This is a genomic window from Ensifer sp. Root423 (assembly GCF_001426275.1).
Taxonomy (GTDB): domain Bacteria; phylum Pseudomonadota; class Alphaproteobacteria; order Rhizobiales; family Rhizobiaceae; genus Ensifer; species Ensifer adhaerens.
This window is the reverse complement of the sequence record NZ_LMEG01000010.1, coordinates 89,812-115,781: the sequence shown is the minus strand read 5'-3', so window position 1 is coordinate 115,781 and position 25,970 is coordinate 89,812. Positions and strand designations below refer to the sequence as shown.

34 protein-coding genes and 4 pseudogenes are annotated in these 25,970 nt (G+C 58.7%); 16 read left to right on the top strand and 22 right to left on the bottom strand.

All coding sequences use genetic code 11. The annotated features are described in order from the left end of the window. Nucleotides 1–216 precede the first annotated feature (216 nt). A complete protein-coding gene (locus ASD01_RS12020) occupies nucleotides 217–876 on the top strand; it encodes a TetR family transcriptional regulator (RefSeq protein WP_156553111.1) in 660 nt (219 codons plus the stop codon). A gap of 56 nt (nucleotides 877–932) precedes the next feature. Here ASD01_RS12020 and ASD01_RS12015 read toward each other — a convergent pair whose 3' ends face one another. From ASD01_RS12015 to ASD01_RS12005, 3 genes are all read right to left on the bottom strand, one after another. Continuing rightward, nucleotides 933–1,919 carry a zinc-dependent alcohol dehydrogenase gene (locus ASD01_RS12015; RefSeq protein ID WP_034801557.1) on the bottom strand — a complete coding sequence of 329 codons (987 nt, stop codon included), beginning with the start codon at nucleotides 1,917–1,919 and terminating at the stop codon, nucleotides 933–935. A gap of 85 nt (nucleotides 1,920–2,004) precedes the next feature. Then, the gene (locus tag ASD01_RS12010) at nucleotides 2,005–2,556 is read right to left on the bottom strand and encodes a VOC family protein (protein WP_234798868.1); all 552 of its coding nucleotides are present in this window, start codon (nucleotides 2,554–2,556) and stop codon (nucleotides 2,005–2,007) included. 297 nt (nucleotides 2,557–2,853) lie between these two features. Further along, entirely contained in the window at nucleotides 2,854–3,372 is a 519-nt protein-coding gene (locus ASD01_RS12005; RefSeq protein ID WP_060644038.1) for a DUF6428 family protein, read from the bottom strand. A 43-nt stretch (nucleotides 3,373–3,415) separates the two neighbouring features. On the opposite strand from ASD01_RS12005, the gene ASD01_RS12000 reads away from it, so the two are divergent. From ASD01_RS12000 to ASD01_RS11990, 3 genes are read left to right on the top strand one after another with little or no spacing between them, the layout of a single operon-like run. Next, entirely contained in the window at nucleotides 3,416–3,757 is a 342-nt protein-coding gene (locus ASD01_RS12000) for an ArsR/SmtB family transcription factor (RefSeq protein ID WP_034801551.1), read from the top strand. Nucleotides 3,758–3,776: 19 nt separating this feature from the next. Then, entirely contained in the window at nucleotides 3,777–4,979 is a 1,203-nt protein-coding gene (arsK, locus tag ASD01_RS11995) for an arsenite efflux MFS transporter ArsK (protein ID WP_156553109.1), read from the top strand. Between the two features lie 53 nt (nucleotides 4,980–5,032). Then, nucleotides 5,033–5,839, top strand: coding sequence for a sulfite exporter TauE/SafE family protein (locus ASD01_RS11990; RefSeq protein WP_034801549.1), 807 nt, complete (start codon nucleotides 5,033–5,035; stop codon nucleotides 5,837–5,839). Nucleotides 5,840–5,894: 55 nt separating this feature from the next. Here ASD01_RS11990 and ASD01_RS11985 read toward each other — a convergent pair whose 3' ends face one another. From ASD01_RS11985 to ASD01_RS11950, 9 genes are all read right to left on the bottom strand, one after another. Next, nucleotides 5,895–6,665: an SDR family NAD(P)-dependent oxidoreductase gene (locus ASD01_RS11985; protein WP_034801598.1), complete on the bottom strand. Its 771-nt coding sequence runs from the start codon at nucleotides 6,663–6,665 to the stop codon at nucleotides 5,895–5,897. 260 nt (nucleotides 6,666–6,925) lie between these two features. Continuing rightward, nucleotides 6,926–7,117 carry a DUF6494 family protein gene (locus ASD01_RS11980; protein ID WP_034801541.1) on the bottom strand — a complete coding sequence of 64 codons (192 nt, stop codon included), beginning with the start codon at nucleotides 7,115–7,117 and terminating at the stop codon, nucleotides 6,926–6,928. Between the two features lie 106 nt (nucleotides 7,118–7,223). After that, nucleotides 7,224–7,451 (bottom strand): GDCCVxC domain-containing (seleno)protein, encoded by a 228-nt coding sequence (locus ASD01_RS36685; RefSeq protein WP_082584620.1) that lies wholly within the window; start codon nucleotides 7,449–7,451, stop codon nucleotides 7,224–7,226. Nucleotides 7,452–7,681: 230 nt separating this feature from the next. Further along, on the bottom strand, nucleotides 7,682–8,410 hold the full coding sequence (gene arsH / locus ASD01_RS11975) for an arsenical resistance protein ArsH (protein WP_034801596.1): 729 nt from the start codon (nucleotides 8,408–8,410) through the stop codon (nucleotides 7,682–7,684). Further along, nucleotides 8,385–8,807 carry an arsenate reductase (glutaredoxin) gene (gene arsC / locus ASD01_RS11970; protein ID WP_034801540.1) on the bottom strand — a complete coding sequence of 141 codons (423 nt, stop codon included), beginning with the start codon at nucleotides 8,805–8,807 and terminating at the stop codon, nucleotides 8,385–8,387. Before arsC ends, arsH begins: the two co-directional genes overlap by 26 nt. 2 nt (nucleotides 8,808–8,809) lie before the next feature. Next, a complete protein-coding gene (gene arsB / locus ASD01_RS11965; protein WP_034801539.1) occupies nucleotides 8,810–9,868 on the bottom strand; it encodes an ACR3 family arsenite efflux transporter in 1,059 nt (352 codons plus the stop codon). Then, nucleotides 9,868–10,395: an arsenate reductase ArsC gene (locus ASD01_RS11960; protein WP_034801538.1), complete on the bottom strand. Its 528-nt coding sequence runs from the start codon at nucleotides 10,393–10,395 to the stop codon at nucleotides 9,868–9,870. The genes arsB and ASD01_RS11960 overlap by 1 nt, the downstream gene beginning before the upstream one ends. A 15-nt stretch (nucleotides 10,396–10,410) precedes the next feature. After that, nucleotides 10,411–10,851 carry an arsenic resistance N-acetyltransferase ArsN2 gene (arsN2, locus tag ASD01_RS11955; protein ID WP_034801537.1) on the bottom strand — a complete coding sequence of 147 codons (441 nt, stop codon included), beginning with the start codon at nucleotides 10,849–10,851 and terminating at the stop codon, nucleotides 10,411–10,413. Then, nucleotides 10,848–11,201 carry an ArsR/SmtB family transcription factor gene (locus tag ASD01_RS11950; protein WP_034801535.1) on the bottom strand — a complete coding sequence of 118 codons (354 nt, stop codon included), beginning with the start codon at nucleotides 11,199–11,201 and terminating at the stop codon, nucleotides 10,848–10,850. The genes arsN2 and ASD01_RS11950 overlap by 4 nt, the downstream gene beginning before the upstream one ends. Here ASD01_RS11950 and ASD01_RS37565 point away from each other — a divergent pair. Continuing rightward, nucleotides 11,118–11,432 (top strand): annotated as a pseudogene (locus ASD01_RS37565) (SMP-30/gluconolactonase/LRE family protein); the annotation flags it as partial. The gene ASD01_RS11950 and the pseudogene ASD01_RS37565 overlap by 84 nt on opposite strands. Before the next feature lie 146 nt (nucleotides 11,433–11,578). Here ASD01_RS37565 and ASD01_RS11945 read toward each other — a convergent pair. Then, the gene (locus tag ASD01_RS11945) at nucleotides 11,579–11,890 is read right to left on the bottom strand and encodes a hypothetical protein (protein WP_234798867.1); all 312 of its coding nucleotides are present in this window, start codon (nucleotides 11,888–11,890) and stop codon (nucleotides 11,579–11,581) included. 78 nt (nucleotides 11,891–11,968) lie between these two features. Here ASD01_RS11945 and ASD01_RS37560 point away from each other — a divergent pair. Further along, nucleotides 11,969–12,131, top strand: a pseudogene (locus ASD01_RS37560) (Tn3 family transposase); the annotation flags it as partial. 146 nt (nucleotides 12,132–12,277) lie between these two features. Here the strand turns inward: ASD01_RS37560 and ASD01_RS34670 are convergent. After that, nucleotides 12,278–12,487 (bottom strand): annotated as a pseudogene (locus ASD01_RS34670) (S-(hydroxymethyl)glutathione synthase); the annotation flags it as partial. A 27-nt stretch (nucleotides 12,488–12,514) separates the two neighbouring features. Between ASD01_RS34670 and ASD01_RS34665 the strand changes: the two are divergent. Next, on the top strand, nucleotides 12,515–12,913 hold the full coding sequence (locus tag ASD01_RS34665; RefSeq protein WP_051659587.1) for a helix-turn-helix domain-containing protein: 399 nt from the start codon (nucleotides 12,515–12,517) through the stop codon (nucleotides 12,911–12,913). A 152-nt stretch (nucleotides 12,914–13,065) separates the two neighbouring features. On the opposite strand, the gene ASD01_RS11935 is transcribed toward ASD01_RS34665, so the two are convergent. Then, complete coding sequence (locus tag ASD01_RS11935; RefSeq protein WP_060644049.1) at nucleotides 13,066–14,289, bottom strand: ATP-binding protein; 1,224 nt, start codon at nucleotides 14,287–14,289, stop codon at nucleotides 13,066–13,068. Nucleotides 14,290–14,514: 225 nt separating this feature from the next. Between ASD01_RS11935 and ASD01_RS35550 the strand changes: the two genes are divergently transcribed. Together ASD01_RS35550 and ASD01_RS35545 are read left to right on the top strand one after the other, a co-directional pair. Beyond that, the gene (locus ASD01_RS35550; RefSeq protein WP_156553107.1) at nucleotides 14,515–14,793 is read left to right on the top strand and encodes a hypothetical protein; all 279 of its coding nucleotides are present in this window, start codon (nucleotides 14,515–14,517) and stop codon (nucleotides 14,791–14,793) included. Nucleotides 14,794–14,877: 84 nt separating this feature from the next. After that, on the top strand, nucleotides 14,878–15,225 hold the full coding sequence (locus ASD01_RS35545; protein ID WP_143106295.1) for an IS30 family transposase: 348 nt from the start codon (nucleotides 14,878–14,880) through the stop codon (nucleotides 15,223–15,225). A gap of 440 nt (nucleotides 15,226–15,665) precedes the next feature. Here ASD01_RS35545 and ASD01_RS11920 read toward each other — a convergent pair whose 3' ends face one another. The 4 genes from ASD01_RS11920 to dctP all read right to left on the bottom strand — a co-directional run bounded on the left by ASD01_RS11920 (nucleotide 15,666) and on the right by dctP (nucleotide 18,645). Further along, nucleotides 15,666–16,994 (bottom strand): TRAP transporter large permease, encoded by a 1,329-nt coding sequence (locus ASD01_RS11920; protein WP_034801534.1) that lies wholly within the window; start codon nucleotides 16,992–16,994, stop codon nucleotides 15,666–15,668. Nucleotides 16,995–16,997: 3 nt separating this feature from the next. Then, the gene (locus ASD01_RS11915; protein ID WP_200953435.1) at nucleotides 16,998–17,396 is read right to left on the bottom strand and encodes a TRAP transporter small permease subunit; all 399 of its coding nucleotides are present in this window, start codon (nucleotides 17,394–17,396) and stop codon (nucleotides 16,998–17,000) included. Between the two features lie 231 nt (nucleotides 17,397–17,627). Next, nucleotides 17,628–17,921 carry a type 2 periplasmic-binding domain-containing protein gene (locus ASD01_RS37240; RefSeq protein WP_200953434.1) on the bottom strand — a complete coding sequence of 98 codons (294 nt, stop codon included), beginning with the start codon at nucleotides 17,919–17,921 and terminating at the stop codon, nucleotides 17,628–17,630. After that, a complete protein-coding gene (gene dctP, locus ASD01_RS11910) occupies nucleotides 17,887–18,645 on the bottom strand; it encodes a TRAP transporter substrate-binding protein DctP (protein ID WP_200953433.1) in 759 nt (252 codons plus the stop codon). Before dctP ends, ASD01_RS37240 begins: the two co-directional genes overlap by 35 nt. On the opposite strand from dctP, the pseudogene ASD01_RS35975 reads away from it, so the two are divergent. Continuing rightward, nucleotides 18,643–18,912, top strand: a pseudogene (locus ASD01_RS35975) (MauE/DoxX family redox-associated membrane protein); the annotation flags it as partial. The gene dctP and the pseudogene ASD01_RS35975 overlap by 3 nt on opposite strands. Before the next feature lie 454 nt (nucleotides 18,913–19,366). Beyond that, nucleotides 19,367–19,867 carry a hypothetical protein gene (locus tag ASD01_RS36680; protein WP_244495234.1) on the top strand — a complete coding sequence of 167 codons (501 nt, stop codon included), beginning with the start codon at nucleotides 19,367–19,369 and terminating at the stop codon, nucleotides 19,865–19,867. 375 nt (nucleotides 19,868–20,242) lie between these two features. On the opposite strand, the gene ASD01_RS11900 is transcribed toward ASD01_RS36680, so the two are convergent. Then, on the bottom strand, nucleotides 20,243–20,434 hold the full coding sequence (locus tag ASD01_RS11900; protein ID WP_034801532.1) for a helix-hairpin-helix domain-containing protein: 192 nt from the start codon (nucleotides 20,432–20,434) through the stop codon (nucleotides 20,243–20,245). A 574-nt stretch (nucleotides 20,435–21,008) separates the two neighbouring features. Here ASD01_RS11900 and ASD01_RS34650 point away from each other — a divergent pair. Together ASD01_RS34650 and ASD01_RS11885 are read left to right on the top strand one after the other, a co-directional pair. After that, nucleotides 21,009–21,275, top strand: a complete 267-nt coding sequence (locus ASD01_RS34650; RefSeq protein WP_034801529.1) for a hypothetical protein — start codon at nucleotides 21,009–21,011, stop codon at nucleotides 21,273–21,275. A 909-nt stretch (nucleotides 21,276–22,184) separates the two neighbouring features. Beyond that, nucleotides 22,185–22,421: a hypothetical protein gene (locus ASD01_RS11885; protein WP_335669428.1), complete on the top strand. Its 237-nt coding sequence runs from the start codon at nucleotides 22,185–22,187 to the stop codon at nucleotides 22,419–22,421. Between the two features lie 456 nt (nucleotides 22,422–22,877). Here the strand turns inward: ASD01_RS11885 and ASD01_RS11880 are convergent, their stop codons facing one another. Together ASD01_RS11880 and ASD01_RS11875 are read right to left on the bottom strand one after the other, a co-directional pair. Beyond that, the gene (locus ASD01_RS11880) at nucleotides 22,878–23,189 is read right to left on the bottom strand and encodes a hypothetical protein (RefSeq protein ID WP_060644036.1); all 312 of its coding nucleotides are present in this window, start codon (nucleotides 23,187–23,189) and stop codon (nucleotides 22,878–22,880) included. Nucleotides 23,190–23,306: 117 nt separating this feature from the next. After that, a complete protein-coding gene (locus tag ASD01_RS11875) occupies nucleotides 23,307–23,603 on the bottom strand; it encodes a peptidoglycan recognition protein family protein (protein WP_051659586.1) in 297 nt (98 codons plus the stop codon). A gap of 190 nt (nucleotides 23,604–23,793) precedes the next feature. On the opposite strand from ASD01_RS11875, the gene ASD01_RS11870 reads away from it, so the two are divergent. From ASD01_RS11870 to ASD01_RS11860, 3 genes are all read left to right on the top strand, one after another. After that, nucleotides 23,794–24,000, top strand: coding sequence for a hypothetical protein (locus ASD01_RS11870; RefSeq protein WP_143106294.1), 207 nt, complete (start codon nucleotides 23,794–23,796; stop codon nucleotides 23,998–24,000). 337 nt (nucleotides 24,001–24,337) lie between these two features. Continuing rightward, nucleotides 24,338–24,619, top strand: coding sequence for a hypothetical protein (locus tag ASD01_RS11865; protein WP_051659584.1), 282 nt, complete (start codon nucleotides 24,338–24,340; stop codon nucleotides 24,617–24,619). Between the two features lie 126 nt (nucleotides 24,620–24,745). Then, nucleotides 24,746–25,051 (top strand): hypothetical protein, encoded by a 306-nt coding sequence (locus tag ASD01_RS11860; protein ID WP_060644035.1) that lies wholly within the window; start codon nucleotides 24,746–24,748, stop codon nucleotides 25,049–25,051. The last annotated feature ends 919 nt before the right edge of the window (nucleotides 25,052–25,970 follow it).

The following is a 25,970-nucleotide window of genomic DNA, read 5'->3' as shown; positions in this document are numbered from 1 at the left end:
GGTTCGCAGGTGGCGGCGCACGCTTGTCGCCCTGGCCTCCTCCGGCCTCGTCAGTCCCACTTAACGCACTAACTAGTTACTTCTTTACAAAACCCCGAGTCAAGTGCTTTTAATGGGCACAGGCGCCGACCGACCTGACGAACCGCTTTGACGGATCAGCTTTCCGGCGTGTATGACTTTCAGCGCAGCAGGCGCGAGGGCGACGGAGGAAGGGCTTTGAGCATCACGAACGAAGACACGGAAAAATCTGCCCGAAAGCCACGCATCAGAGACGCCGAGGCAACGAAGGCGCGCATTCTGGACGCGGCCAAGAAAGAGTTTGCGAAGAATGGCTTGGGAGGCGCGCGGGTCGACGTGATCGCCGAGAAGGCCAACGCCAACAAGCGGATGATATACCACTATTTCGAGAGCAAGGAGCGGCTGTTCCAGACCGTTCTCGAAGATGCCTATATCGACATCCGAACGGCTGAACAAAAACTCAAGCTCGACGACCTGGAACCGACGGCGGCCCTTGCCAAACTCGTCCAGTTCACCTGGGAATATTACCTGAAGAACCCGGAGTTCATCACGCTGGTCAACAGCGAGAACCTTCACCGCGCGAAGCATTTGAAGAAGTCCGAGGTCATCAAGGCCGCCAGCCGCAAGTTCGTCAACATGGTCGGCGACATTCTCGAACGCGGCGCGGCACAGGGCGTGTTTCGGTCGGGCGTCGACCCTGTGCAGCTCAACATCACCATTGCAGCGATCGGCTATTACTACCTGACCAACCGTTTCACCGGATCGATCATTTTCGAACGTGATCTCATGGCCAAGGAAGCGATTGACGAACGCCTGCAGTTCAACGTCGACACCATCATGAGGCTGGTATGTGCCTAACGCGTCGCGCCAGGCACATACACCAACGATAGCCGGACATCGGCCCGGCGCTTGGGCTAGGCCCAATCGATAACGATGAAGGGCTGCTCAATCGCGCGCCGCGCAATGTCCGAATAGAGTGACGCGGGATCGTCTGGCGTCACGTGGCGGATCAGGCCTTCGACCTCTATCAGGCCTTCAGACAGCCATTCGAGCGCGCGCGAGAAGCCACCGAAGACGCTATGCGGTGCATTGTTGTACCCTTCGAGCAGTTCTTCCCAAACGAAGTCGCGACCGAGCATCGGAACCTCCCATTCCCAGCCTGAGCGCAGCGTCACCAGGTTGAAGAAGACCGCCTGCATGAGTTCGTGCGCAGAGAATTCGGTTGCCCGCCTCCAGGGAACACCAACCATGACGACTTCACCAAGCTTGCGGACAAGACGGCAAGCATCGATGATGGCACCCTCATGACCTGAACAATCGACGACGAGGGCGACTTTTCCGGTCAGGTCCGATGCGTCGCCTATAGACGCTCGGCAATCCGCAATTCCGCTTCGACCGGCCTGAGCGCGCCTGACCGGATCCGGATCGACCACCGTCACGCGATAGCCGCCGATCGCAAAGAGGTGCGCAGCCAGGAAGCCAACCGGCCCCGCCCCCGAAACGACCACGCGGTCACCCGGACGCGCCTTCGTCGTCATCAGGCTCGTCATCGACACCCCCATCAAGCGGGCGAGAACGGCGCGATCCGGGGCCAATCCATCCGGCAACGCCAGAGTGTGTCGGGCATCGTGGGTCTGCGTGGAACGATGCTGCCCCATTGCAAAGCGCCGGTCACCGACGCTGACGCCATCGACATCCTCTCCGATCTCGGTCACCTCAAAGACAGCCGCATAGCCCGGCCGGATGGGAAACACGTGACCGTTGGCCCAGCCAAGCTCCGTGCCCTGACTGATCAGAGTACAGAGCGTTCGCCCACGGATCTGACCGGGCAGTAGCGCACCGTCTTCGTAGTTGCCGAGCACAAATGTCTGCTTTGTGCTTATCAGGATTTCTTGAGGCACGGCTTTCCTTTCCGGCTTTTGGCCAGGGGTTCTCATGTCTTTGATTTTGATTGGCCGCTTGAGATGCAGCGACTACGGCCGGGAGTTAGCTGCCGCTGACGGGCGACCACTGCCGTGGACCGCCAGCGCTTTCGTATCCGAGCGGTCCCGGCATGCTGACGATCTCCAAAAACTGCCCCCAGGGAGCTTTGAGATAGAGCCAGGTAAGCCCGGCCATCGCGCCGCTTTCGACAAGAGTCGGCCCTTCAAGCAAATCGACGCCGGCGGCACGAAGCCGCTCTGCCGCGCGTTCGCAGTCGTCAACCTCGAAGGCTAAGTGAAAGCCACCGGTCTGGCTGTTGCGCTTCAGCGGCTCTTCCTCGCCGGTCTCGCCGGAGTACTGGAATATCTCGAGGTTCGTGCCGTTCCCGACCCTTAGAACCTTGATGTTCTCTATCCGTCTGCCCGAGGGAACACCGAGGCGCCGAAGCATGAACGCGTCGTCAGCTTCCACTTTGCCTGTTTCAAGGCACGTCACCGCTCCGAAGATCACCTCGAAAAAGCGGACAGCCTCTTCGAGGTTCGGCACAGTGAACCCCACATGCTGCATCCCGTAAATCTTCACTCGAACCTCCCAATTCGCAAGAACATTCGTCACGCAATTATGTAACTAGTTAGTTATTTTTGAGTCAAGACGTCAAGAGATCGGAGGTCGAATGCGATGGTGTGGAAAAGGCCCGAATTGTTGAGAGGATATCGACCGCGACAGTACCGGCCACATGACCTGAGCTCTCGGTTTTTCAGCGAAGGGGCACGCTCGCGGTGATGCTGCGGCGATGTTCGGGCGGTGGGCTGTTCACAGCCGGCGAATGCGGCGGCAGAACCTCAGCTTCCGGCGGGCGCCCCTGAGAGCGCCTCGCCGGCGACGGCATCTCGTTTGGGGATGGTTCCCACCTCAGCTACAGCATTTGGAAGCGGATGAACTACAGCACGAGGCTTCCGTAGCGGCTTTCTCGGCCAACCAACGGTCCCGAGGCTTGCAGCTCGCAGGCCGTGGCGTCAACGCGACCTGGAGAGTGCCGTCTTCCGCGACAGGAGCATTCGCGCAGAACAACTGCATCGGCCGGACGCCATCGCTCACTTCGAAGGTCAGCTTTGCGGAGCCGTCGAGACGGACGCGTTCGGAAACCTTGCGGACGATGGCCGAGAACTTCCCGGCCGTCATATGGGTCCGCTCGCCCTCCTCGATGTCCCACAGCTGCACGAAAATCTCCGACCAGGCTTCCGGATTTGCCCCGCAATCAAGCGCGGAGAAATGGCCAGCCTTGACCTCGGTCACGTGATAGCCGGGCTTCACGGGCTTTCCGTCATACAGGAAGACCAAGGGGAGGTCCGGTGTCTCTGCGGCTCTGCCGAGCAACTCCCCAAGCGAGATATCGGTTTTGTCGGATTGGCTATTGTCGATCGCGCTCATTTGCGGCTATCCTCAATTTCAATGATTCAAGGATTATCGAAATATGGATGATCGTCAAGCCCTCTCCTCCTTCGCCGCGCTTTCACAGGAAACCCGACTTTCCATCGTGAGGACCCTGGTCATCGCCGGCCCGGTAGGTCTGGCCGCCGGCGCGATTGCCGAACGCATGGGCGTCTCTCCATCAAACGTCTCGTTCCACCTCAAGGAACTCGAACGATCAGGCCTCATCTCCCAACGCCGGGAGTCGCGCTCGATCGTCTATAACGCAAGTTACGACACGCTGGCCGATCTGGTGACTTTCCTGATGGAAGACTGCTGCGCGGGGCATCCCGGCATCCGCGGGTCCGTCGAGCGATCCGCCAGTTGCTGTTCAAGCGAAGTATAGCCCGTCAAGGAACACGTCATTGCATACGATCAAGGTTCCGGCGGGCATCGTCTCCGCTCTCGGTGTCACGCAGATCATCGGCTACGGCACTCTCTACTATTCCTTCAGCATCCTCGCACCCGGAATGGCCAAAGACCTTGGCATCAGCCTGGAGCGGGTCTTCGCCGTCTTCTCGGTCTCGCTGTTCATCGGCGGCCTGTCTGCGCCGTTCATCGGCAGGCACATGGACAAGATCGGTGCGGCAACGGTGATGACGCTGGGGTCGGCCCTTGCGGCGTTAACGCTGGTGCTTTGTGCATGGTCGCCGTCTGTGTCGCTCTTTGTCCTTGCGATTGTCCTGCTCGAAGTGTCCTCCGGGATGGTCCAGTATCAGGCGGCCTTCGCAACACTGGTCGAAAGCGAACCTCGCACCGCGTCCCGCAGCATCACCTATCTGACACTCATCGGCGGCTTTGCCTCCACCATCTTCTGGCCGATCGCCGCGGCACTGACCGGATATCTGACGTGGCGGGAAATCTATCTGGTGTTCGCCGTCCTGAACCTTATCGTCTGCATGCCCCTACACTACTGGATCATGCGTGCCGGAAGGCTGAGTTCCAAGACGGACGAGACAAGAACCCGCGAGGTCGTTGTCGGCGCTCTCGAACCCCAGGCGCGTCGCCGTGGCATGCTGCTGGTCTCCTTTGCCTTCTCTCTTTCGGGCTTCACCCTCGCCGCGATCCTCGCCCACATGGTGCCGATGCTCGGCGCGATCGGACTTGGCAGTGCGGCGGTCCTGATCGGTTCCTTGTTTGGTCCGGCCCAGGTCATGAGCCGCCTGATCAACATGGTCTTCGGAAAGAGCCTGTCGCCGCCCGCGCTTGCGATTGTCTCTGCCGCTCTCATGGTCACTGGCGCGGTAATACTCGGGGTGTCAGGTGATTGGCTGCCCGGTGCGGTGGCTTTCGCCATCTGTCTTGGCCTTGGGTCAGGGATCAACAGCATCGCTCAGGGGAGCTTGCCCCTCTATCTCTTCGGGTCCGCTGGCTATGGCGCGATCACGGGCAAGATGGCTGCGGCAAGGTTGGCGACTGGCGCGGCCGCCCCGTTTGCGTTCGCAGCCGCTATGAACCACTTCGGGACAACCCTCTCGCTTTTCGTGATCGCCGCGCTGGGTACGCTTGGGATCCTGGCGTTCGTCGCTGTCGCCTCATCGGTGCGTCGCGACCGCGTTGCCCGATAATGGAAGAGCGTACATAAAAGTCCGCGGATCACCGCCATGAAAGCCAAGCCTCCGTGAACACTACGATCAAATCCACGACGTCACGCAGTCATCCGGCCGCTTTCGGCGGCGGCGCCATCATCGGCGCACTCGGCGGGTTGATAGGGCTTGGAGGGGCAGAATTTCGTCTGCCGCTGCTCATCGGCGCATTCAATTTCGCGGCCCTCGAGGCGGTGATCCTGAACAAGGCAATGAGCCTTGTCGTCGTGTCTTGCGCCCTGCCGTTTCGAGCCGGCACGATCCCTTTCAGTCAGATCGCATCGAATTGGCCGATCGTACTGAACCTTCTTGCAGGAAGCCTGATCGGTGCCTGGTTCGGCGCAGGATGGGCCACACGGTTGAAATCTGAGACCCTCTACAGGGTGATATCCGTTCTTCTTGTCGCAATCGCCGTCGTGCTGGTGCTTGGCCACGGCACCTCGGCGGGTCAACCGCTTCTGACCGGAAACTGGCAGATTGTCGCCGGTATATCCGCCGGCTGCGTGATCGGCATCGTTGCGTCGCTGCTGGGCGTCGCCGGGGGCGAGTTGCTCATTCCGACGTTGGTTCTGCTCTTCGGCGCGGACATCAAGCTCGCCGGTAGCCTCTCACTGGCGGTGAGCCTTCCTACAATTCTGGTAGGCTTTACCCGCTACAGCCGCGACCAGAGCTTTTCGGTTCTGGGTCGCAACAGGGTGTTCGTCCTCATCATGGCCGCGGGATCGGTGGTGGGGACGTTCGTCGGCGGTCTACTCCTCGGCATTGTCCCGAATTCGATCCTCCTTCCCGCACTCGCCGTGATCTTGTTGCTGTCAGCCGTGAAGGTCTGGCGGCACGGCTGACAGGATTTCTTCCCTAGATCAATTTGACGCGCTTTTCGAGCTCGACCCCGTGGCCTCAGGCGACGGACCATCCGCCGTCCACCAGCAGGTTCGCGCCGGTGATCAGGCTCGCAGCCGGCGATGCAAGGAAGACTACGGCACCCACCACATCATCGGTTTCCCCGATCCGGCCGAGTGGAATGTGATCGACCGTCGCTTTGCGATTTTCGGCATCGGATAAAAACGGTGCTGTACCATCCGTGTGGATGAATGTCGGGGATACGGTGTTTACGGTGACATTATAGCGTGCCCATTCGGCTGCAAGGCAGCGCGTGAGGTGATTAATTGCCGCCTTGCTCATGCAATAGATTGCCTCTCCGCGCAGTGCGACCGTACCGGCCTGTGAGCTAATGCTGATGATCCGGCCACCATTTCGCGCGATCATGTGAAGGCCCACTGCCTGTGTCATCAGGAAGGTGCCCTTGATGTTGACATCGAGTATCTCGTCAAGGTCCTTCTCCTCAACGAGTTCCGCAAGATTGCCCGGGGCCACGCCGACATTGTTGACGAGGACGTCGATCCGACCGAATGCAGAAACCGCCGCGTCGACGGCTTGTGCGATATGGGCCTTGTTGGGAATGTCCAGTTCAACAGGGAGAACCTTTCGTCCCGCGCCCTCGATTTCGGCGATCAGGCCCGCGGACGCTGCGACATCGCGGACCCCCAAGACAATATCTGAGCCTGCTGCAGCACAGGCAAGTGCGCAAGCACGTCCAATGCCACGGCTCGCGCCCGTCACCAAAGTCACCTTGCCCTCAAGGCTGAAATCCGGCGCACTCTTCCGCATCATTGCCTCCCTCGATGAAGCTCAATTATTGCAGCGTCGGCGTGCGGATGCCAGTTGTTCTGCTCATGTCGCGCACGTGAAGTCCGTCCGACGAACGTCATGCTCGTCGAGAACGATCTTGTGGCAGAGGTGCGCGGGCTCTAGGCTTGGCTCGGTGGGGAGATAGAAGCTTCCGGCTTAGTGCGGGCGCGATGCCTGACCGATCTTGGTCTCATTGATGAGTATCGGCCTGGGCGTTTCGATCCATGCTTTCGCCAGACCTATGGAAGTTCGATCTCACCGTTCACCACGTGGTTGAGACCAGTGCCCTCCGCCGTCAGCGTCATGCGCACCTTCAGCTTCTCGCCGCCGAACTGCCCCCCGCGCACGGCCTCTTCGATCTTACGCTGCGAGGTGATACCGACTTCTTTCAGGAACTTGCGGATCGACATGTTGAAGGCGTCTTCGCTCATCGTGGAACTCCTCGGCGTCCGTGAGGGAGCAGCGTGGGCGCTTGTCTATCGCCCGGAATGCGCCGGCATAGCCCAATGGGATGTCAGCCTTGCCTCTCATCCCACGTTAGGAACCGACGCAACAACTTGCGGCTCCGTTGTTATGTTTGGCCTCCTGGATTGGCGCGCAAGGCACGTCGCCAAAGGAACAGAACACACAGCAGTCCCCGGATTTTGGCCGGAGCATCATACCGCATCCATTGCAATCATAGAAAAACTGACAGGCGTCGGTGGGCATCGTTTCCGTAGCCCGCTGGCCGCAATTGGGACAGCTGAGGGTTGATCGAAGCTGTATGGTCACACTTTGTGCCTCGGCAACGAATGCTTTCAGATGACGCCCGTCATCCATTGCTAAATAGCCTATTGGAAATATCGCCTCGTGCATAGTTTTGCGTCATGAGCGCTAGGTCCGTCTTTCGAAAGGCTGCAATGGGCCGCCACAAGCGGACAAGGCGTTGGTTCGCTTTGGCGCGGCCATTGCGATTGCAAGATGGCCGCTATCGGAACATTGCCGATGGCCTTTGACTAAATCGATCTCAGTGACACTCGCTTCTCCAACTCGGCCGCGTGCTCCTTCCGCTCGCTGTAGCGGTCTGTAAGGTGGGCCGAGGCGTCCCGTGTCAGCAGCGTGAACTTCACCAGTTCCTCGCAGACATCCACGACGCGGTCGTAGTAGGACGACGGCTTCATGCGGCCGTCGGCGTCGAACTCCTGGTAGGCCTTGGCGACCGACGACTGGTTGGGGATCGTGATCATCCGCATCCAGCGGCCGAGCACGCGCATCTGGTTCAGGGCGTTGAAGGACTGGCTGCCGCCGGAGACTTCCATGATCGCCAGCGTCTTGCCTTGCGTCGGCCGGATCGATCCCAGGGACAGGGGAATCCAGTCGATCTGGGCCTTCATGATGCCCGTCATCGCGCCGTGGCGCTCGGGGCTAACCCAGACTTGGCCTTCCGACCATTGCGACAGGTCGCGCAGCTCCTGCACTTTCGGATGGCTGACCGGCGCCTCGTCGGGAAGCGGCAGCCCCCTCGGATCGAACATCCGCACCTCGCACCCCAACCGCTCGAGAAGGCGTCTGGCTTCGTGCGCGAGCAGCCGACTGTAGGAAACCTCCCGGAGCGAGCCGTAGAGGATCAGGATGCGCGGCTTGTGCGTCGAGAACGCCGGACGCAACGCGTCAATGTCAGGTTGGCGAAGATGCCGCTCCTGCAAGGCGGGAAAAATTTCAGACAACGCGCTTGCCCTCCTGATCGAGGACCTGCTCGCCGTCTTCCTTGAAGAAGGCACCCTTGAAGGCATCCGGCAGGATGTCGAGCACGGCCTCGGAGGGTCGCGCAAGCCTGGTGCCGAGCGGCGTGACGACGAACGGACGATTGATGAGGATCGGGTCCTTCAGCATCGCGTCGAGCAGCTGGTCGTCCGTCAGGTTCGGGTCGTTGAGACCCAGTACCGCGTAAGGCGTGCCCTTCTCGCGGATCGCCTGTCGGACGGTCAGTCCGGCATCGGAGATCATCCTTGCCAACGCGTCGCGCGACGGCGGTGACTTGAGATACTCGATGATATCAGGTTCGATCCCGGCTGCGCGGATCATCTCCAGCGTGTTGCGGGACGTGCCGCAGGCGGGGTTGTGATAGATGGTGGCGTCCATTGTCATGTCCTTTCAGTGATGGTGTTCCGGGAGACAGCGGGAGCTGCCTCGTACCAGCCCTTGGTGCGGTTCACGGCCCAGACGACCGTGAGCATCACGGGAACTTCGATGAGCACGCCGACGACGGTTGCCAGCGCAGCACCTGACTGGAAGCCGAACAGGCTGATGGCCGCGGCAACCGCAAGTTCGAAGAAGTTGCTGGCTCCGATCAGTGCTGAAGGCCCGGCGACGCAATGGCGCTCTCCCGACATCCGGTTCAGGAGATAGGCCAGGCCTGAGTTGAAATAGACCTGGATCAGGATGGGAACGGCCAGCAGTGCGATGATGGTCGGCTGTGCGATGATCTGCTCGCCCTGGAAGCCAAAGAGGAGAACAAGCGTCGCGAGCAGGGCGAGGAGCGAAAGCGGCTGGAGTTTCGTCAGCATGGCGTCCAGCGCTTTGGTCGTGCCGTCGGCGGTCAGCCGCGCTCTCAGGACCTGAGCGATGATGACCGGGACGACGATATAAAGAACGACCGACAGAACGAGCGTGTCCCACGGTACGGTGATAGCCGACAATCCGAGAAGCAGTCCGACGATCGGCGCAAAGGCGACGACCATGATCGCATCGTTGAGCGCTACCTGGGAAAGCGTGAACAGCGGCTCGCCGCGCGTCAGGTTACTCCAGACGAACACCATCGCGGTACAAGGTGCTGCCGCGAGGATGATGAGGCCAGCGATATAGGAGTCAATCTGGTCGGCCGGCAGATACGGACGGAAGAGCCAACCCACAAATAGCCATCCCAGCAGCGCCATGGAGAACGGTTTGATGGCCCAGTTGATGAACAGGGTCACGCCGATGCCACGCCAATACGTGCTGACCTGCGCCAACGAGCGGAAGTCGATCTTGATGAGCATCGGGATGATCATCAGCCAGATCAGGATGGCGACGGGCAAGTTCACTTTCGCGACCTCTGCCGCGCCGATGACCTGGAAAACGCCGGGCATCAAATGACCGAGGGCGACGCCGACGACGATACAAAGGAAGACCCAGATGGTGAGGTAGCGTTCGAAGGTAGACATCAGGCCGTCTTTCCCTGGGGTGCCGTCGAACCTTCCATCGCGCCGATTTGGCGGAGTTTCGTTTCGAGCGCCAGGCGGTCGATCGATGCCAGCGGAAGGCTGATGAAGGCCATGATGCGGTTCTTGAGGAAGCGAGCGGCCTGTGCAAAGGCGCGCTGGATTTCGACCTCAGAACCCACCACAGCCGCGGGGTCCTCGACACCCCAATGCGCGGTCATCGGATGACCGATCCATACGGGGCAGGCCTCGCCGTGCGCGCTATCACAGACGGTAAAGATGAAGTCCATTTCGGGCGCGCCCGGCTGTGCGAAAACGTCCCAGCTCTTCGAAGAGAAGCCAGTCGCCGGATAACCGAGGACGTCCAGTTCCTTCAGGGCATGTGGATTGACTTCGCCCTTGGGCTGGCTGCCCGCGGAAAACGCCCGGAAGCGCCCGCCGCCTTCCTTGTTGAGGATGGATTCGGCGAGAATAGAACGAGCGGAATTGCCCGTGCACAAGAAGAGCACGTTGTAAGTCTTGTCGGTCATGGTTGTGTTCCGTGGTTAGGTCGGAGCTCTGTCGAGTTTCATGATCGTTGCCGATGCCGGGCAGATGCCCGACAGTTGACGGGTTGCGAGAACGGCGGGCGGCACATCGGCCCGCTCGACCACAATGAAGCCAAGCCTTTCGAAGAACGGTGCGGCGGAGGTCGTCGCAAGGAAGACTGCCGAGCTTACATCGACGGCCTTCAGCGTTTCCCTGGTCAGCGATTTTCCAAGCGCCTTGCCACGATGCTCGGGCAAGATGACTATCGACCTGAGAAGCACGTCGTCACCGCACGCCTCAATGCCAGCATAGCCAACCGTGCTTCGATCTGAGGAAACCGCCCTGAAAAACGAGCGCCCAGTGTCTTCGAGGTCTTCGGTTGGAAGACCGGAAGCCGACAGCGCCAGTTTCAGTTCGGGATCGCTCCCCGTGACTGGCTCTAGCCTGATGTCGCTCATGACAGCTTCACCTCGGGAGCACAGCAGGGTGTGAGTTCTGCGATGAGCGGCGCGCAGAGTTCCGCCGAGCCGCCGCAGCAGTCTTTCAGCAGGAAGAGGGTCAGGTCGCGCAGCCCCTGAAGGTCCGCCCGATAGATAATTGAACGGCTCTGCCGCTCGCTTGAAACCAGGCCCGCACGCGACAGCGTCGCAAGGTGCGCCGACATGGTGTTTTGCGGTACGTCGAGAAGCCGGGCGAGTTCGCCGGCAGGAATGCCGTCGGGTTCGTGTCGGACGAGAAGTCGAAACGTCTCGAGCCTGGTAGACTGGGCGAGTGCGGCAAGCGCCGCGATTGCTGTATTGCTATCCATACATCCAGAATAACGGATACGATTTTCGTGTCAACCTCCGCCGGCTTATGGAGGGCCAGAAAACTTGGCGGATCGAAATCCGCCAAGGCCCCCTCTCGATTTCACGCTGGCTCAGAACCGGCATCGGCTGGTTTTGAGCGAGGTCTGCCGGACGGCTCCTGTGTGGATGCTGAAGGCTTCATCTGGAATTGCCGCGTCGCCGGCGGCGGATGTGTGGTCCGATTTGCACCCGCCGACGGCTCCGCTGGAGAGCCTGTGGCTGGATCCCGGTGCTCAACGCCGTTTCACGCCGCCCGCCGTAAGCCGACTTTAGTCGGATATAGCGGCCACAGAACTCTTAGCATTTTGAGCCAGGCTTACCCGCCATCGGCGACGCTCTATTGCAATTCGCCGGGGCGGATCACCCGCGTTTTCCCGACATCAGGCGCCGGTGTTTTGATTTCAGTGTCGCCGACGCGAGGGGGCTTCAACACCCCATCGCAATCGTCCAGTTTTTCTGAGAGATTCTTCTGGTTCGTGTCGTCGCCCGAAGCAACGCGACAACGATCCTTGTCCTCAGCGTTCGCCGGCTGGGTAAAGACCGCCGCCGAGACCAAAACGGTCACTGCTGAAAGTGCGTTAAGGACGGATCTAAAGGCGCCGATCGGATTCCCGCTGCTTCTGAAAGCGGGTGAAGTGTTGACACCCACAAATCAAACCTTCGGGTGGCCGGATTGGTTCCAATTTTTTCGGCAATGACCCCTGAGCTTGTCAGTCGTTTCCTAGTGGACCGGGATGGGCGATGTCTCTATGGCTGCGGTCCCGCAAAGCAGTATGGCATCCTTCAGAACGTAACGGGTGACCGCATCGACGCCGATCTTTTTCGTGGGCACTGTGACGACATCCTGCGCCTGATGACCTCTCTTGGCACCCCGCACCGTCAGCGCCTCGGAACACAATCTACACCGGCCGCGTCGTCCATAAACGCGGCAAGCTTTAGAAGTGCTCGGCGAACTTCGCCGAGCACACAATGCTACGGAAGCTGGCGAGTTCCAAACGAGCCGAACACGGATCGAGTTTGAAGAGCGTCTCTTCGATCAATTGGGGAGCGCGCCGCTCTTCTTGGCTGCCCATGTGGCGACATCCATCAGGACCGGGTTGAGGCAATCATAGGGTTCAAGTCTTAGCTCGCGCAGCCGCGCGCGCACACCGTCCATCTTCGCTGGATCGTAGCCACTTTCGATGATCGAGGAGACGAAGGCGGCAAACCCGGGCTTCGCCCAGCCGCTTTCCTGGAAGCGCTCAGGAGGGCTGCGCGCCCCGGCCTCGAGCTCGTGCTACTGCGTCACGCGAAACGTTATATCGAGGCTCGCCTCGACGCCAGCACGCTGAACATCGTTGCGATCTGCAACATTGTCGCCGTATCCCGCCGGACGCTTTATCGCTTGTTCGAAACGGAAGGTGGCGTTGTCCATTACATCCAGAGCCGTCGGCTCGAGCGGATTAGGTCTATTTTGGCCAATCCCAGGGATATGCGCCGCATCTCCGACATTGCGGCCGACTTCGGATTTTTGAGAGGCGATCATTTCGCCCGCGCCTTCAAACAGCAGTACAGGCAAAGCGCACGGGAGCTTAGGCAATCGGTGAAATCAGACGGACGACCGAATACGGGTCTGGCGGTACAGGCCCCACACGCTGGATTCGACGATTGGATAAGGCAACTTCCGTCATAGGAGGTTGACCGATTTGCTGCTTGGCACGTTTCTCAGCGTCTGCGGACGATTCCCTCGCCTTGAAGGGAATCGAACCTGAGGCCTATTGGTTATCGAGACCTTGGAAGTCTCAAAAATGCTCGGGTCTGAATACTGAGCGAAATTCTCACGCGCTACCGCCACAACGCCGATATTGGCACAGCGGACAAACGTTCTCCGAAAGGGACCACTTTGTGGTGGTCATACAAGACCACGCCCGAAACAAACCGTTCTCCGGATGCTTCGGCCAAAATTCGCAATCCGGAAAAATCGGAATTCGAGACGGATGCTGCCGCCTTTATTTCGATACCGACGATCCGCCCCCTTGTATCTTCGATGACGATATCGACTTCGTTCTGCTGCTTGTCTCGAAAATGCGAAAACTCGAAGCGGGTTTGCCCGCCGCTGGCGAGTTTAAGGATCTCGGCAAAAACGAAAGTCTCCAGCAATGCCCCGAACTGACCCCTGTCGCCGTGGAGACGGTCGAGAGAGAGGTCACGAAGGGATGCGAGAAGACCAGAATCGAGGAAATGTATTTTCGGTGTTTTCGTGAGGCGTTTTAGTTTGTTCGAAAACCAGGGTTGTACGGTTCGAGCGAGGAACAGGCTCTCGAAGATGCCGACATATTTTTGCGTTGTAATGTGGTTCATCCCAATGGCCGCGCCAATTCCAGAATAGTTGACGAGCTGTCCCGAATGCTCTGCCAGGATGCGTAGGAGGCGCGGCATTTGAGCAATCTGCTCGATTTGCGCGACATCGCGAACGTCGCGTTGAACGATCGCCTGGATATAATCCGCATACCAGTCCTGTCTGCGGTTCAAGGTTTTGCGGGCCAGCGCCTCGGGATATCCACCGGCCAGAACCGCAGCCATGAGGTCGTCTCCGAAGAATGGCTCTCCGGCCTTGGCTTCGTTTTGAAAGGCGTCGCGCAGGAAGCTGCTGCCGGCGGTTCTGATCTCGCTTTGCGCAAGCGGCAGCAATCGAACAACCTCCATTCGCCCTGCGAGCGAGTCTGCCACGCGTGGCAACGTCATGAGATTGGCTGAACCGGTCAGAAGGAACCGCCCTGGGCGCTGGTCGGTATCCACGCTTTCCTTGATGGCCAACAGCAGTTCGGGCGCGCGCTGAATTTCATCGATGATGGCGCGATCCATACCTCTTACAAAGCCAACGGGATCCTGTCGCGCTGCGTCCAGGATGGTTGCATTATCCAGCGTGTAATACTCCATCCCCTCGTTGGCCATCTTCTTAGCCAACGTCGTTTTTCCTGATTGTCTGGGACCTACGATCAGTACGACTCGCGTGTCTGACAGGGCGTCGGCAACGCGTTGCTCAACGAGCCTTGGATACAGCGCCACAGCTTCATTCCTTTGATGACTGTTTGAAACTACGACGATGACCAATTGAAAGTCAAGGAGTGACGGTTTGAAATCTCCGTGGCGACTGATTGAAACTCGAAACCAGAAGTGGGTAGCATGTCAGATTGCGGCATGAGGGAAGCCACAGGCCATGAAAGGGGAGTGGGAAAAAGGTGGGGGTAAGAAATTTCGGCTAAGCAGGAGCCTTTTCTGAAGGGGCTTTCGTTGGCGTACGACATCCACAAAGAGCGGCGGCAGCGCCTGAGGAAGCTTGTGCGGCACCCGCAATTGCGCGAGCTTGTGATCGAGCAGCTGAAGACACCTTGGTCACCGGAACAGATTGCCGGTCGTCTGCTCGCCGATGGCGTCAGCGCCGTGCGGGTCTGCAGCGAGACGATCTATCGCTTCATCTATGGCAAGGAAGATCAGGCGCTGGAACTCCATCAGCATCTGGCGGAAGGCCGCAGCAAACGCCGCCCCCCGCAGCTCGAGGAAACCCCGTGACGGCACTTTTCCGGCTGCCTGCAGGATATCGCAACGCCCTGATTTCATGGTGATCGTTCGCAGTTCGGGCATTGGGAGGGCGACTTGTTGATCTTCGAACGTGATTTCGGCAACGCCAACCTGATCTCGTTGGCCGAGCGCAAAAGCCTCTACACCGTGATGATCAAGAATCCGAGCCGGCGCTCGAGACCGATCATGGACAAGATCATCGAAACGTTCTCACCTTTGCCAGCCTTTGCCCGGCAGAGTTTCACCTTTGATCGCGGCACGGAGTTCGCCGCTTTAGGGCTTTGGAAGATGGCATCGGCGCGCGGAGCTGGTTCTGCGACCCCAGTGCGCCGTGGCGGAAAGGTGCGGTGGAAAAACGCCAACAAGCGCAGCCGCCGCTTCACGCCCAGCGATACCGATCTCACCGCCGTCACCCAGCAATAGCTCGTCGCGCTCGTCCACCATCTGAACGCGCTGCCACGCAAGTGCCTGGGTTACCGCACACCCGCCGAGGTCTTCATAGCGCATTTGCGAGACTGCGCGTGATGCCCTACCCTTCACACGGCAATGTTGCACTTGGACTAGATTCTCCAGGGTTAACATTGGACCTGGAGGCATTGGCAACCAGAGCCGCTGTGATAACTGAGACCCTCGGATCTTATTCCGCATCGAAGCTATGTTCGACGAACAGAGAGCCGCTCGATGTTCTTCGTCTTGGCGGAACCACGGTCACGCCCAGCTCTCCTCCCCAACGAGCCTGGCTAAGGCTTTAATGCCGCAGTTCCTCGGGAGCGAGGTCTACGTACCGGCCAGTTGTATGGTCCTGACGGATAACAGCCAAACGACACCGTCAATCGACTACGATTGAAGGAAATATGGGTTAGTTATCGTCCGGTAATGCCCGGGAACGCGATCAACATGGAGACGGCGAGGATCTGTAACATGATGAACGGAACAAGAGCCCGGAAGATGATCCCCAGCGTAATGCCCGGAGGGGCCACTGACTTCAGGTAGAAGGCGGCCGGCCCAAAGGGCGGCGACAGGAACGACACCTGCATGTTCATGCAGAAGAGAACGCCGAACCAGACCGGGTCCATGCCGAGCGACTTGATGATCGGTACGAAGATCGGCATCGTGAGAAGGGCTATCCCGACCCAATCCAGAAAGGCGCCCAGCACGAACAGGATCAACATCATCACCAGCACGATCACAGTCGGACTATCGGAAATGCCGGTGATCATGCCAGAAACGAAATTCACGCCGCCCATCAAGTTGTAGACGCCCACGATGGCCGTGGCACCTATGCCGATCCAGACGATCATGCCCACAGTCGATAGCGTCTGCATCGCCGCATCGCGCAGCAGTCTATATGAGAACTCCCCCCGCAGAATGGTCGAAAGGATGACCCCACCGACTCCGATTGCGGAGGCTTCAGTTACGGACGCGATGCCGCCGTATATCGAGCCGAGAACAACGAAGACGACAAGCACCGGCAGGGCAAGACCCTTAAGGAGCCGGAGTTTCTCTTCTGTTGGGATCGGCGTCATATCTACCGGCGGCACAACGCCGGGCGTAAAGTAGGCGCGCACGAGAATATAGGCTACATAGAACATCGCCAGCATGAAGCCAGGCAAGAAGGCTGCCGTGAACAAATCACCGATAGAAACGTTCGCCGTCAGGCCATAGATGATCAGGACGATGGAAGGCGGGATCATCGTGCCGAGCGAACCGCCCGCGCAGACGACGCCGATCGCCAGGTTGCGATCATATCCGAGACGCAGCATCTGCGGCAGCGCGATAAGGCCGAGAAGAACGATCTCGCCGCCGATGATACCGCGCATGGCAGCGAGGATCACCGACACAAAGACGGTTTGAACCGCAACGCCGCCGCGTATTCGGCCGGCAAAAAGCTTCATGGCATCGAAGAGGTCGCGTGCGATGCCGGAGCGGTCGAGTATCGCGGCCATAAGGACGAACATCGGCACCGAAACGAATACGAAGTTCATCACAAAGGAATAAACGCGGCTCGTAATGAGCGGGATCGACATGGGCCCGAACCAACCGAGCGCGAAGATAAGTGCTACGAGAAGTGTGACAAAGGCGAGCGGCATGCCGGAGAGTAGCAGCCCTACCATCATCACGAACATAAGCAGGGTGCCCCAACCGATGCCGAGCGCCTGCAGATTGATGCTGAAATCAAACAGATCGGTCATCGTTCAGTCCTTTGAAGCTCGCTTGGCGTAGTTGACGGCAAGAATCAGAAACTGAACGACGAGCAGGATCATAACCAAGAGGATAAAGATCTTGATCAGGGCCGGCGTCGGCGGGCTCCAGGCACTACCGGTCGTCTCCAGGCGGACCTCGCCGGAAGGAGTGACCACGGCCCGTTCGACCATGTGATAGGCGGCAAAGGCGAAGAAGCCGCTGGCAAGGGCGCTAACAAGGGAGATGACGATGTCGGCGATCCGGCGCGCGCGGGGAGAGAAATGATCATAGAGCAGAACGACGCGGATATGGGTGTTGCGGGCGGTGCAATAGAGGCCGCCGAAGATGAAAGCGACGCCGCAAAGGAATACCGTCGTCTCATGTGCCCAGATCGTCGGGCTGTTCAACACGTATCGCAGGAATACTTCCACAAGCAGTATGAGCGCTGCGAGCACGATGCCGACGGCAAAAACATAGCCGGCTTCTCGATGAGACGGCCGAGCATGCCGGCTTCGGGAACGGCCCCGACGACCTCGGCGCCCATGGCGGCCCCGGCGTCCTCTGAAAACGTGTCTCTTGTCATGCCCCTCTCCCTCGGCACGAGAAAACGACGGCCCGGAGCGGGCCGCCGCATGGTTGGGTCAGAGCAAGCCCTTTTCCTTCAGGTAGGCCGTCAGCGTGTCGAACACCTTCTGGGCCATTGGCGAACGCTTCGCGATATTCTCCCATTCGGCGACCCCAAGCTTGCGAAACTTGGCACGCTCCTCGGCCGACCAATCGTGGATCGTAATCGAGCCTTCGGCCTTGGCCGCCTCCACCGCCTTCTGGTCGGCGGCCTTGAGACCGTTGTTCTGGGTCTGCTGGAATTCCTTGACAGTTTCCTCAAGGATTTTCTTGAGGTCATCCGGCAGCGCTTCCCATTTCGCCATGTTCATGGAGACCCTCGACGAGTGGCAGCGAGTGGAAGCCTGGATACACCGGATGTTTCGCAACGCCATTGAGGCCCTGCGCCTGATTGACCGAGAATGCGGAATAATCGGCCGCATCGACGACGCCCTTGTCGATCGACGTATAGACTTCGGAGGACGGCAGATTGACCGGGGCAGCGCCAGCGGCTGCAAACACGTTGGCAATCGGACCTTCCGGGGCGCGCATCTTCAGCCCCTTGAGATCATCGACACCATCAAGCGGCACACGCGAGACGAACGCTTCCAACCCCGGAGTGGAAACGCCGATAAAATGCAGGCCGTAGGAGCCCAGCAATTCCTGCATGATCTCCTTGCCACCGCCGTTCTCCACGAAGTCGATCATCTGCGCCGGATCGGACCAGGCGCCGACCGGATTGGAGATCAGGCCGAAAGCCGGATCCTTGCCGGCCCAATAGGACGAATCGCAGATCTGACCATCGAGAATGCCGCCTGCAACCGCATCAAGCGTTTCGTTATATTCCACGACCGAACCGACCGGCAGAAGCTCGATCTTCACCTTGCCGCCGGAGCGCTCGGCGACGAGGTCGGTCCAACCTTTCTGATATTCGAAGTTCGGGTTGCCCGCCGGGTCCGAAGACTGGAAGCGGAACGTGAATTCCTGCGCAAGCGCAGTGCCGGCAAGGCCGATGGCCGTGACGACGGCAAATGCACCAATAAGAAAACGCTTCATGCCTACCTCTACCCCTTCGGCGAAGCCCTTGCAGGTATCCTGATGATCGCTGGCGTATGGTTGTGGCTTGCAATTCCGGTTGCGTTCGTAGTCGGCACCATTGGTGCCATTTCCGTTTTCAAGGCCGTATACATTGACCGCCGTAAGCTGAAATGTGCTTGCGTCGGCGGCGACAGCAATGTCCCGTTGGGCCTTATCTCACTCACTGAAAACCTAATGTTGATTGCTATGGCGGTCTGGATGCTCATCAATCGAATAGAGGGATAGCATGTCCTATGTAACGGGGCTGGTAGGGCTCGGCCATGGGTTACGATGCGACGGCTACGAGGAGAAAATCAAGCCAGCCCACCTATTCAACCTCAGAGATTGAATAGGTGGGCTGGCGAGTTCCATCCTGCCGGCCCGGCAGAAGGACGACACTCTCATGGCCCCTTAATCGCCTTTCGGGGCCATTCTTTTTCTGGCCTGCCCTTGGAAGCGAATTCTACGCCTCCTATATAAGCTAATGCGCATTTAGATCCCCGCCCTTCGGAGACTGAAGGCGCCTGACGGCTTCACCATTAGTGAAGTCGTGTAGCCGGCCTCGTCGCCCCCCACGACGAGGCCGTTTCTTAGAGTCGCCTTTCCGAGCACACCCGTAGAATCTCTGAACCATTGGGCGCATAGTATAGCGCGTTAGAACTAGCGCGGGCCGCCTGCCGCCCCACGCGAAGGAGGCCGCATGTCTTCCAAGGATCCAGATCTAGATATAGACGCCGAAGACATCAGCCTTTTGGTTGAAATACTAAAAGCCGCTGGTTATCTCGAAGCCAAAGAAAGAGATGAACGCGCAGAAAAGCTTGCTCTGGCGCGATTCCTGACGGCCGCCATTCAGCGGGGCGAACTGACAAAGGCGCAACTGACCGCCTTTCTTGGGAAGAGCGGCGCGCCAGGCGGACAAAATCAAATTGCAGCCCAAACGAAAACGGAAGCCATCAATCGGTGGGAGAATGAAGGTGGCGCAATCGCAGGTTCACCTTTTGAGCTTCCTCCAAGTCCGGTTCGACGCGCACCCCCTTCATTCATAGGAGGTGTCAGTGCACATACCGCCCAAACTCGCAATTCAACATCTTGGTCCCCGAGATCTTGCCTTGATACGAAAAGTCTTCGAAACGGCCTGTGCCAAAACTCGCATTCCACATCTCAGCAAGCGAGCCGTCCGCCTAGCAAGCTTCATCGCTGATGAATACCGGCTTGGGAACAAGGATGAAACTTCCCTTCTAGAGTGCGCTATCTGGTTCGGTACCGCCCGCATTCCCTTAGCAACTGAGGACAGATCACCCAGCGACACCCAAGTTGCAGCGACGAGAGAGGCTAGAGGTCGGGCGGGCTTGCGCAAAACCGGCGTGCCCAAAAGCCAGGGCTAGACACGCTCCCGAACATGCCATCGCCACCCAGTTAGCGCCCGGATTGGCGATACCACCGCCAGGACGCAGCGGTAGAGGAGCTTTTCCACGCAGGTGAAGAGAATGCTCAAAGTCTTTATAGCCGCGGGCGAATATCGAGAAGTTCAATGAACTGATTTCGAAGGAGGTGGCCCGGTAATGGCTTTCAGGCCTCACGTCTTTGCAGGGTCTCTGCCCAATGCATCACAGATTTTCTGCCACGATTTTGCGCCCATTCCCTTCATCCGCAACGCGTCCGTCGTGGGAACGTGCTTCATGTCATCGACGGTCTCAAACCCCCGTCGTTTGAGCTCGCCGAGGAGCTTTGGGTTTCTCAGCCTCAAGTCTGAAAGCTTCGTGGTCATGCCCGCATCAGATCAGGCTTTCGCCCGACGCGCAATTTGTAGGATTCTCCAAAGGGCTCGGAATTTGTCGCCGCACGTGATAGTCTTAGAACGAGCCCGAGTGATCCCTTTCGCCTGCTCGGGCTTCTTGGCACAGCACACAATTCGGCCCCGCACTTTGGGGCCATTTTTTTTTGCGAAGGCAGGAACTCAATAACGCCGTCGGCGTTTCTCGCCTGTGGCAGCCCTGAGTCCCCCGATCAGGATGACGCCTTCACGATCCGCCCGGATCTGAAACTCATGAAAGTGCCCCATGGCCTCGCTCTCCCCGGCGAGGCCATACTTTTTGGCGGGGACCGCTTTGCTCCTCTGAGGAAGCGCCTTTCCCACCCACCCACAATCTGGCATTGTGCGCGGCCGAGAGGGGGAACCTCATGTCCTACGATTGGGAACGTGCCAGGCGTCGACGGTACAGGCACGCGCGGCTCGGGCTTTGATTGCCTTAGCAGCATGACTGGTCGCTCTCGCTTCAGCGCAATAGCCTAGCGGATCTCCCGAATCCCTACCCTTCCTGCTCGATCAAAGGAGGATTAATATGGCCCAAAGCAAGCCGCGAAAGATGAAGCCGAGCGAAATACCGGATTTCGTGTCTGAGATTATTGCGGCCGGTTGCGATATCACCGCCATAGGGCATGACAAGTACGTACTTGGTGATATCGAGGAGCAGGATGCAGCGCTTGAGGATCTTGACCGGATCGGCGACAAATTCGGCGAGCGCGATCACCTGAAGCTGCAGATCGTCGCCTATCTCTGGTCCATCGGCCGATACATAGAACTGGAGATCGAAGGGACGCGGCATTGACTGCGTCCTAGCCAGTGGTAGGGACAACAGACAAGCAGCGCTGTGTATATGAGGAAAATGGACTTTTCGTCATATGTGCAATCGTGCATTGTGCGCCACCGAGAGGGAGGCACTGATGTCTTACGATTGGGAAGGGGCAAGACGACAAAGGTACAAGGGCGCTCGGATTTGGCTTCTGATCGCCTTGGCCGCTTGGCTTATCGCCCTCGCGTTAACGCCATAGCTGGAACGAACCAATGGCCCGAAAGATCGCCGTCATCGCCTGCATTGTGGCTACTGGATTAGCTCTGGCGAGCTGTGCGGGTCGCTCTTGCCGGGATTGGCCGGGCACCTGCATTATTCGGTGATGGCGGCCCGAAAGATGAAATCCCCCGCAGCGCCAGCAAAGCAGTTCGCGCCCCCCAAATTGATTACGCGACTACCCCTTTCGCATGGTTGCGATCGGTCCCCATTTTTGCGACGATACAACCGTGATCGCGCAACAGAAATAATCCATGGTTGTACTTCTCATTGCCGTGCGATCACTGAATTAATGTACGCATTGCGTTTTTTATGGTTTGACGACCTTCCACGATGAAGCCCCGCATCCCCTGCGGGGCTTCATTCGTTTAAGTGCGTGCGAGTAGATGACGCACACGCTTTTTCGTGGCCCGTTGGCTGCAATTTGGGGCCATTTTTTTGCAGAGACGGAACTCAGTACCGCCGTTTGCGTTTCTGGCTTTGTGGAACCCTTTCCCCGATCAGGGTGACACCTTCACAATCCCTCCGGAAGTGAAGCTTGCTCAGTGCCGATGGCCTCGTCGCCGCCCGACGGGGCCATTTCTTTTCAAGCCCCCAAAATTTCCGGGGAGTATTCTTGCTCCTGTCGGCCATGGCAGGTCTCGTCATAACGTCAACGGAGGACCTGACATGACGGAGAATGACCGCCGCCAAATGAACGCCAGCGAGACCCCCGCATTCGTCGTCGACGTGATCGAAGCCGGGTGCAACATCTGCGCAGTCGGGCATGAAAGCTACGTGCTCGGGGATATAGACGAGCAACATGCCGCGATCGAGGAGCTTGAGCGGATCAGGGAGAAGTACGGCGACCGTGATCCGCTGAAGCTGGAGATCGTCGCCTATCTCTGTCGATCGGACGGTTCATAAACGTCGCCCCTGCGGGAACCAGTTATAAAGCCCCCGTAACAGGCTTCCCTACTCAATTTGGAGTAAGTGAAATCGAGCAGTGGTTGCGGTACGGTCACTACGAGAAGGGCATCCGTGGGGAGGGAGAGTTGCCGTTCAAGCCAACGTGGGCGTGCTGCCTCGGCCTACTATCCGGCGCAATTGTGGGTTATCTCACTGGCTTCGGCGCCGGCATGGGTATGCCCGAACTGGGAACGGAACTTGTCGGGCTGATTGGCGCTGTTGCCGGAGGCGTCGGTAGCTTGGTCGAGCCGGCTCCCGAGGATGAGAGACGGCCAAGATGATGCTTTCTGCTGGTTCTTCGGGCCAGATAGGTCAGGACCCCGGCAGGCCGATCGTGAGCGCGTAGAGCGCCAGATAGCCGTACCAGGGCGTGCCCTCGGGCATGAACGCCAAGAGCTTTCGAGATGCTACCCATTATTGTGCTTCCTTCAGTGCGAGAGATATGGTCGCGTATGCGGTCGCAGCGACGACGAGCGCGTTGGCAGCCGTGACGCTTCCCGGATCGGCGCAGCTGACGCGAACGCCGTCGTAGGCGGCCTTTTCCTTGGCGATGGTCGAAGCCTTGATGTTGCCCGAGACCGAGGCCGCGATGAACGCGGCGTGCGCCGTCTCGAGCAGAGCGCAGGTCTTCGGAACGCTGGTCTTGATCGCAGTGTCGATCGAACCAGTGGCGGTGCAAGCGGACAGCACAAGGGCCGCCGCCGATACGATGATCAGCGAACGCATGTTCGTTTCCTTCGATGTTGGAGAGGGTTAGAGGCGTGCTTTGACGTCGGCGCGCATCTTATCGCCGCATGCTTTGGCGCCGATGACGTTCGTCGCGAACGGGAGCCGGGTGAAATCCTACTTCCCGGCCTGTTTGATGCCCAGATTCGTTTGAACCTCGGCATGGGAAAGGATCGTCTTCGAGGTGACCGGGATTTTGTAGAACTCGGCCAGGTGCGCGATGACGTCCATGGCGCAATGCCACTGCGTTTCCGTCATGGGATATTTGCCCGCATGGGATGGACTTTCGATCGCGCCGGCCATGCAGGCCAGCGAGACGCCGATCGAACCGGTGTTGCAGCCCCGCGTATGGGCGGCGTAGTCGTCATCGGCAGTGCTCACGTTGTCGGCGATCGTGTGATCACCGCGGACCACGTTGCCGGAGCCCTCGACGATGAAGTAGTAATGCTCCTTGTCGAGATCGGATGCTCGATAGGCGCCGGCGCTCCATTGCCGAAGCGAACCTGGGATCTGGATCTGGTATTGATCGTTGTCGTGAACAGTGGCGCGTTGCTGGCGCCTTGCTATTTTTCACGATTTGACAGTGAAGGGCCCGAATGCCGACGTGAGTGTGACAAAGTTCGACCAGATGGTTTCGGACCGGCGAATGCCGAGGCCGAAGCGCATCGATGGTTGTGTGGTATGGGACCGGCTGATGATCGACGCGGCGTTCTCCGATTTGCACGACGAGAACCATAACCGTATTGATGAGCTTCTATCCGGAGCCGCCGATCGCCGAGCGACCGCGTTCGATAATGCTAAGAAGCGTTAGGGCATTGATGCCGTCGATTTGGCTCTGTTCAGGCGCTCACTAAAAGGCGCGCGCCTCGCATAGGCGAGCAACGTCGTTCTGTTCATCGGGTTTTCCTTCGGTTGGGAGAGTGATAAATAGTTGTGGTGTATGCGCGGAGGCAGCCGTGGATTGCTCAGACACCTTCGATATTCAGTGCCTGACGGGCAGTGGGCGGGAGAGGTTCACTTTCGCTCAGATGGAGACCAGGGAGCGGGTTCAGCGCACCCATTGCGGCGCTGCCCGCAGCATGCAAAAAGAAGACATTCTGGAAATCTGTCGTGACGCGGCAAATATGACGCGACAAAGGCTGTGACAAATGTCGTTGGTCAAGCTCGGACGGGCGCGGCTCTCCTTGGTATTGCCTTATCACCGTGAACAGTTGCGAGCAGCCAGGAATCCGACTCTGTACGATCTGTTCGAGTCCTACGCGTTGGCCGCGCAGACCCTCGACAGACTGCTGACGGAGCACCGCCGCCGCGAGGAATTGATCAACGAGTATCAGGCGCTGTGCCTGGACATGCAGGCCGAAGTCATCGCGCTGCTGAAGCAAATTGAGCTAGCGGCACCTCAATCCCGAACCCGAGGTTTTGAAGGATAGCCAGCCCGCCTCCAGAGGTGCATACTCAGCCCATCGCCGGACTGTAAAACAGCCTCTGACAGCCGACATATTTCTCGGCACAGTAAGGAAAGTGAGTGCCTGGCGCGATATGCGCTCAAGTTTTGCATGAACGGCACGGGGGATGCGTGGGAACTTGAACAGAGGCTCAAGACCGTTTGTGTGTTCGTCAATCGTCCGCCGCAACCTGCCCCTCGCGACGACGAGTTCTCGGCTTTTCTGCCTGAGCTACTGGCATGGGCGCGCAGCCTAACGACCTCACCGGTTGAGGCGGACGCTCTCGCCGAACAGACACTCGGTTACGCCATCGAGCATTTCGACGAGTTTCGCAAAAACCCCGATCTACGAGAGTGGCTCGTCCGGCTGATGATGGAGCGTCGCTTTGGCCGCGGGAGTAACCGGCGCCCACATTGACGTGAAGCAGAGCCGAAAGGCGCTCGCGCTATGGTGATTTGCATGCGACCGGAGGCAGTTGATATGTTGTATTCACGATGCGATAAGCTGGACCTGTAGGGTGAAGCGAAAGAGTTCTGGGCGCTTCACCCTTTTTTTGTCTCGTAGCCTTGTCAGCGAAAGACGCGGCAACGGCTTGAAACGCCCCCATGATCACGTCCGTGTGGAAACACTAAATTAACCCGCTCCCGCGCAATCTACGGTCGGTTGCCATTGTCCCTGCACGTTACAACTGGCACTCAGAACCGCAGCCACCGACCTCGGGGTTGCGGTTTTGCCGTTGGGCGCGGGGAAAAATCGGCAGGAGAGCTCGTCGCTTTAGCGAGGTCGCTCGCAATTGAAATTTCGATTTAACCCTTCCTTGGCTGCGCCATCTTAGATTGCCCTGAAATGGGGGAGAAAATGCAGAAACTCAGAGAACTAGGACGGCGCCGTTTATCGGTGAGACTACCGAAATTCCGACGGGCGCTCGAAGGTGATGTCTGTCCGGCGGAGCTGGATGACCTTTTCGAGGCGTATGCACTCGCAGCCGAACGGTTAGAAGAATTCCGAGAAGCAGAACAGCCAGATCAACGTCTTGTATTCGAGTACGAGGTGGCAAGCAGAGGGATACAAGAGGAGGTATCCCGCCTCCTGACTGCTATCCAGGGCAATGCCGCGAACACCACCATTCCTGTTGCATCGCTCCGAGACGCAAAAAGGCCCCAGAGTCCCACGAGGGTGATCCGGGGCCTTTCCGTCTGAGCGTTCGACTTCTACAGACACAACATTTTACGCCGCCAACCAGTTGGGACGCAATCGGTACGCTCGGTCAGTGTCAGGGGTTTGATCGCCCATAGACTGCAAGCTCAGGGTCAATCGTTAGATGCTCTTGCCGAGC

What these genes read in the sequence shown, in the direction of transcription:
- ASD01_RS12005 (WP_060644038.1), bottom strand. Translation starts at nt 3,372, where the DNA reads ATGAGCGCGATCGACAATAGCCAATCCGACAAAACCGATATCTCGCTT.
- ASD01_RS12000 (WP_034801551.1), top strand. Translation starts at nt 3,416, where the DNA reads ATGGATGATCGTCAAGCCCTCTCCTCCTTCGCCGCGCTTTCACAGGAA.
- ASD01_RS11985 (WP_034801598.1), bottom strand. Translation starts at nt 6,665, where the DNA reads ATGCGGAAGAGTGCGCCGGATTTCAGCCTTGAGGGCAAGGTGACTTTG.
- ASD01_RS11980 (WP_034801541.1), bottom strand. Translation starts at nt 7,117, where the DNA reads ATGAGCGAAGACGCCTTCAACATGTCGATCCGCAAGTTCCTGAAAGAA.
- arsC (WP_034801540.1), bottom strand. Translation starts at nt 8,807, where the DNA reads ATGGACGCCACCATCTATCACAACCCCGCCTGCGGCACGTCCCGCAAC.
- arsB (WP_034801539.1), bottom strand. Translation starts at nt 9,868, where the DNA reads ATGTCTACCTTCGAACGCTACCTCACCATCTGGGTCTTCCTTTGTATC.
- ASD01_RS11960 (WP_034801538.1), bottom strand. Translation starts at nt 10,395, where the DNA reads ATGACCGACAAGACTTACAACGTGCTCTTCTTGTGCACGGGCAATTCC.
- arsN2 (WP_034801537.1), bottom strand. Translation starts at nt 10,851, where the DNA reads ATGAGCGACATCAGGCTAGAGCCAGTCACGGGGAGCGATCCCGAACTG.
- ASD01_RS11950 (WP_034801535.1), bottom strand. Translation starts at nt 11,201, where the DNA reads ATGGATAGCAATACAGCAATCGCGGCGCTTGCCGCACTCGCCCAGTCT.
- ASD01_RS11920 (WP_034801534.1), bottom strand. Translation starts at nt 16,994, where the DNA reads ATGACCGATCTGTTTGATTTCAGCATCAATCTGCAGGCGCTCGGCATC.
- ASD01_RS37240 (WP_200953434.1), bottom strand. Translation starts at nt 17,921, where the DNA reads ATGAACATGGCGAAATGGGAAGCGCTGCCGGATGACCTCAAGAAAATC.
- dctP (WP_200953433.1), bottom strand. Translation starts at nt 18,645, where the DNA reads ATGAAGCGTTTTCTTATTGGTGCATTTGCCGTCGTCACGGCCATCGGC.
- ASD01_RS36680 (WP_244495234.1), top strand. Translation starts at nt 19,367, where the DNA reads ATGTCTTCCAAGGATCCAGATCTAGATATAGACGCCGAAGACATCAGC.
- ASD01_RS11900 (WP_034801532.1), bottom strand. Translation starts at nt 20,434, where the DNA reads ATGACCACGAAGCTTTCAGACTTGAGGCTGAGAAACCCAAAGCTCCTC.
- ASD01_RS34650 (WP_034801529.1), top strand. Translation starts at nt 21,009, where the DNA reads ATGGCCCAAAGCAAGCCGCGAAAGATGAAGCCGAGCGAAATACCGGAT.
- ASD01_RS11885 (WP_335669428.1), top strand. Translation starts at nt 22,185, where the DNA reads ATGACGGAGAATGACCGCCGCCAAATGAACGCCAGCGAGACCCCCGCA.
- ASD01_RS11880 (WP_060644036.1), bottom strand. Translation starts at nt 23,189, where the DNA reads ATGCGTTCGCTGATCATCGTATCGGCGGCGGCCCTTGTGCTGTCCGCT.
- ASD01_RS11865 (WP_051659584.1), top strand. Translation starts at nt 24,338, where the DNA reads ATGTCGTTGGTCAAGCTCGGACGGGCGCGGCTCTCCTTGGTATTGCCT.
- ASD01_RS11860 (WP_060644035.1), top strand. Translation starts at nt 24,746, where the DNA reads ATGAACGGCACGGGGGATGCGTGGGAACTTGAACAGAGGCTCAAGACC.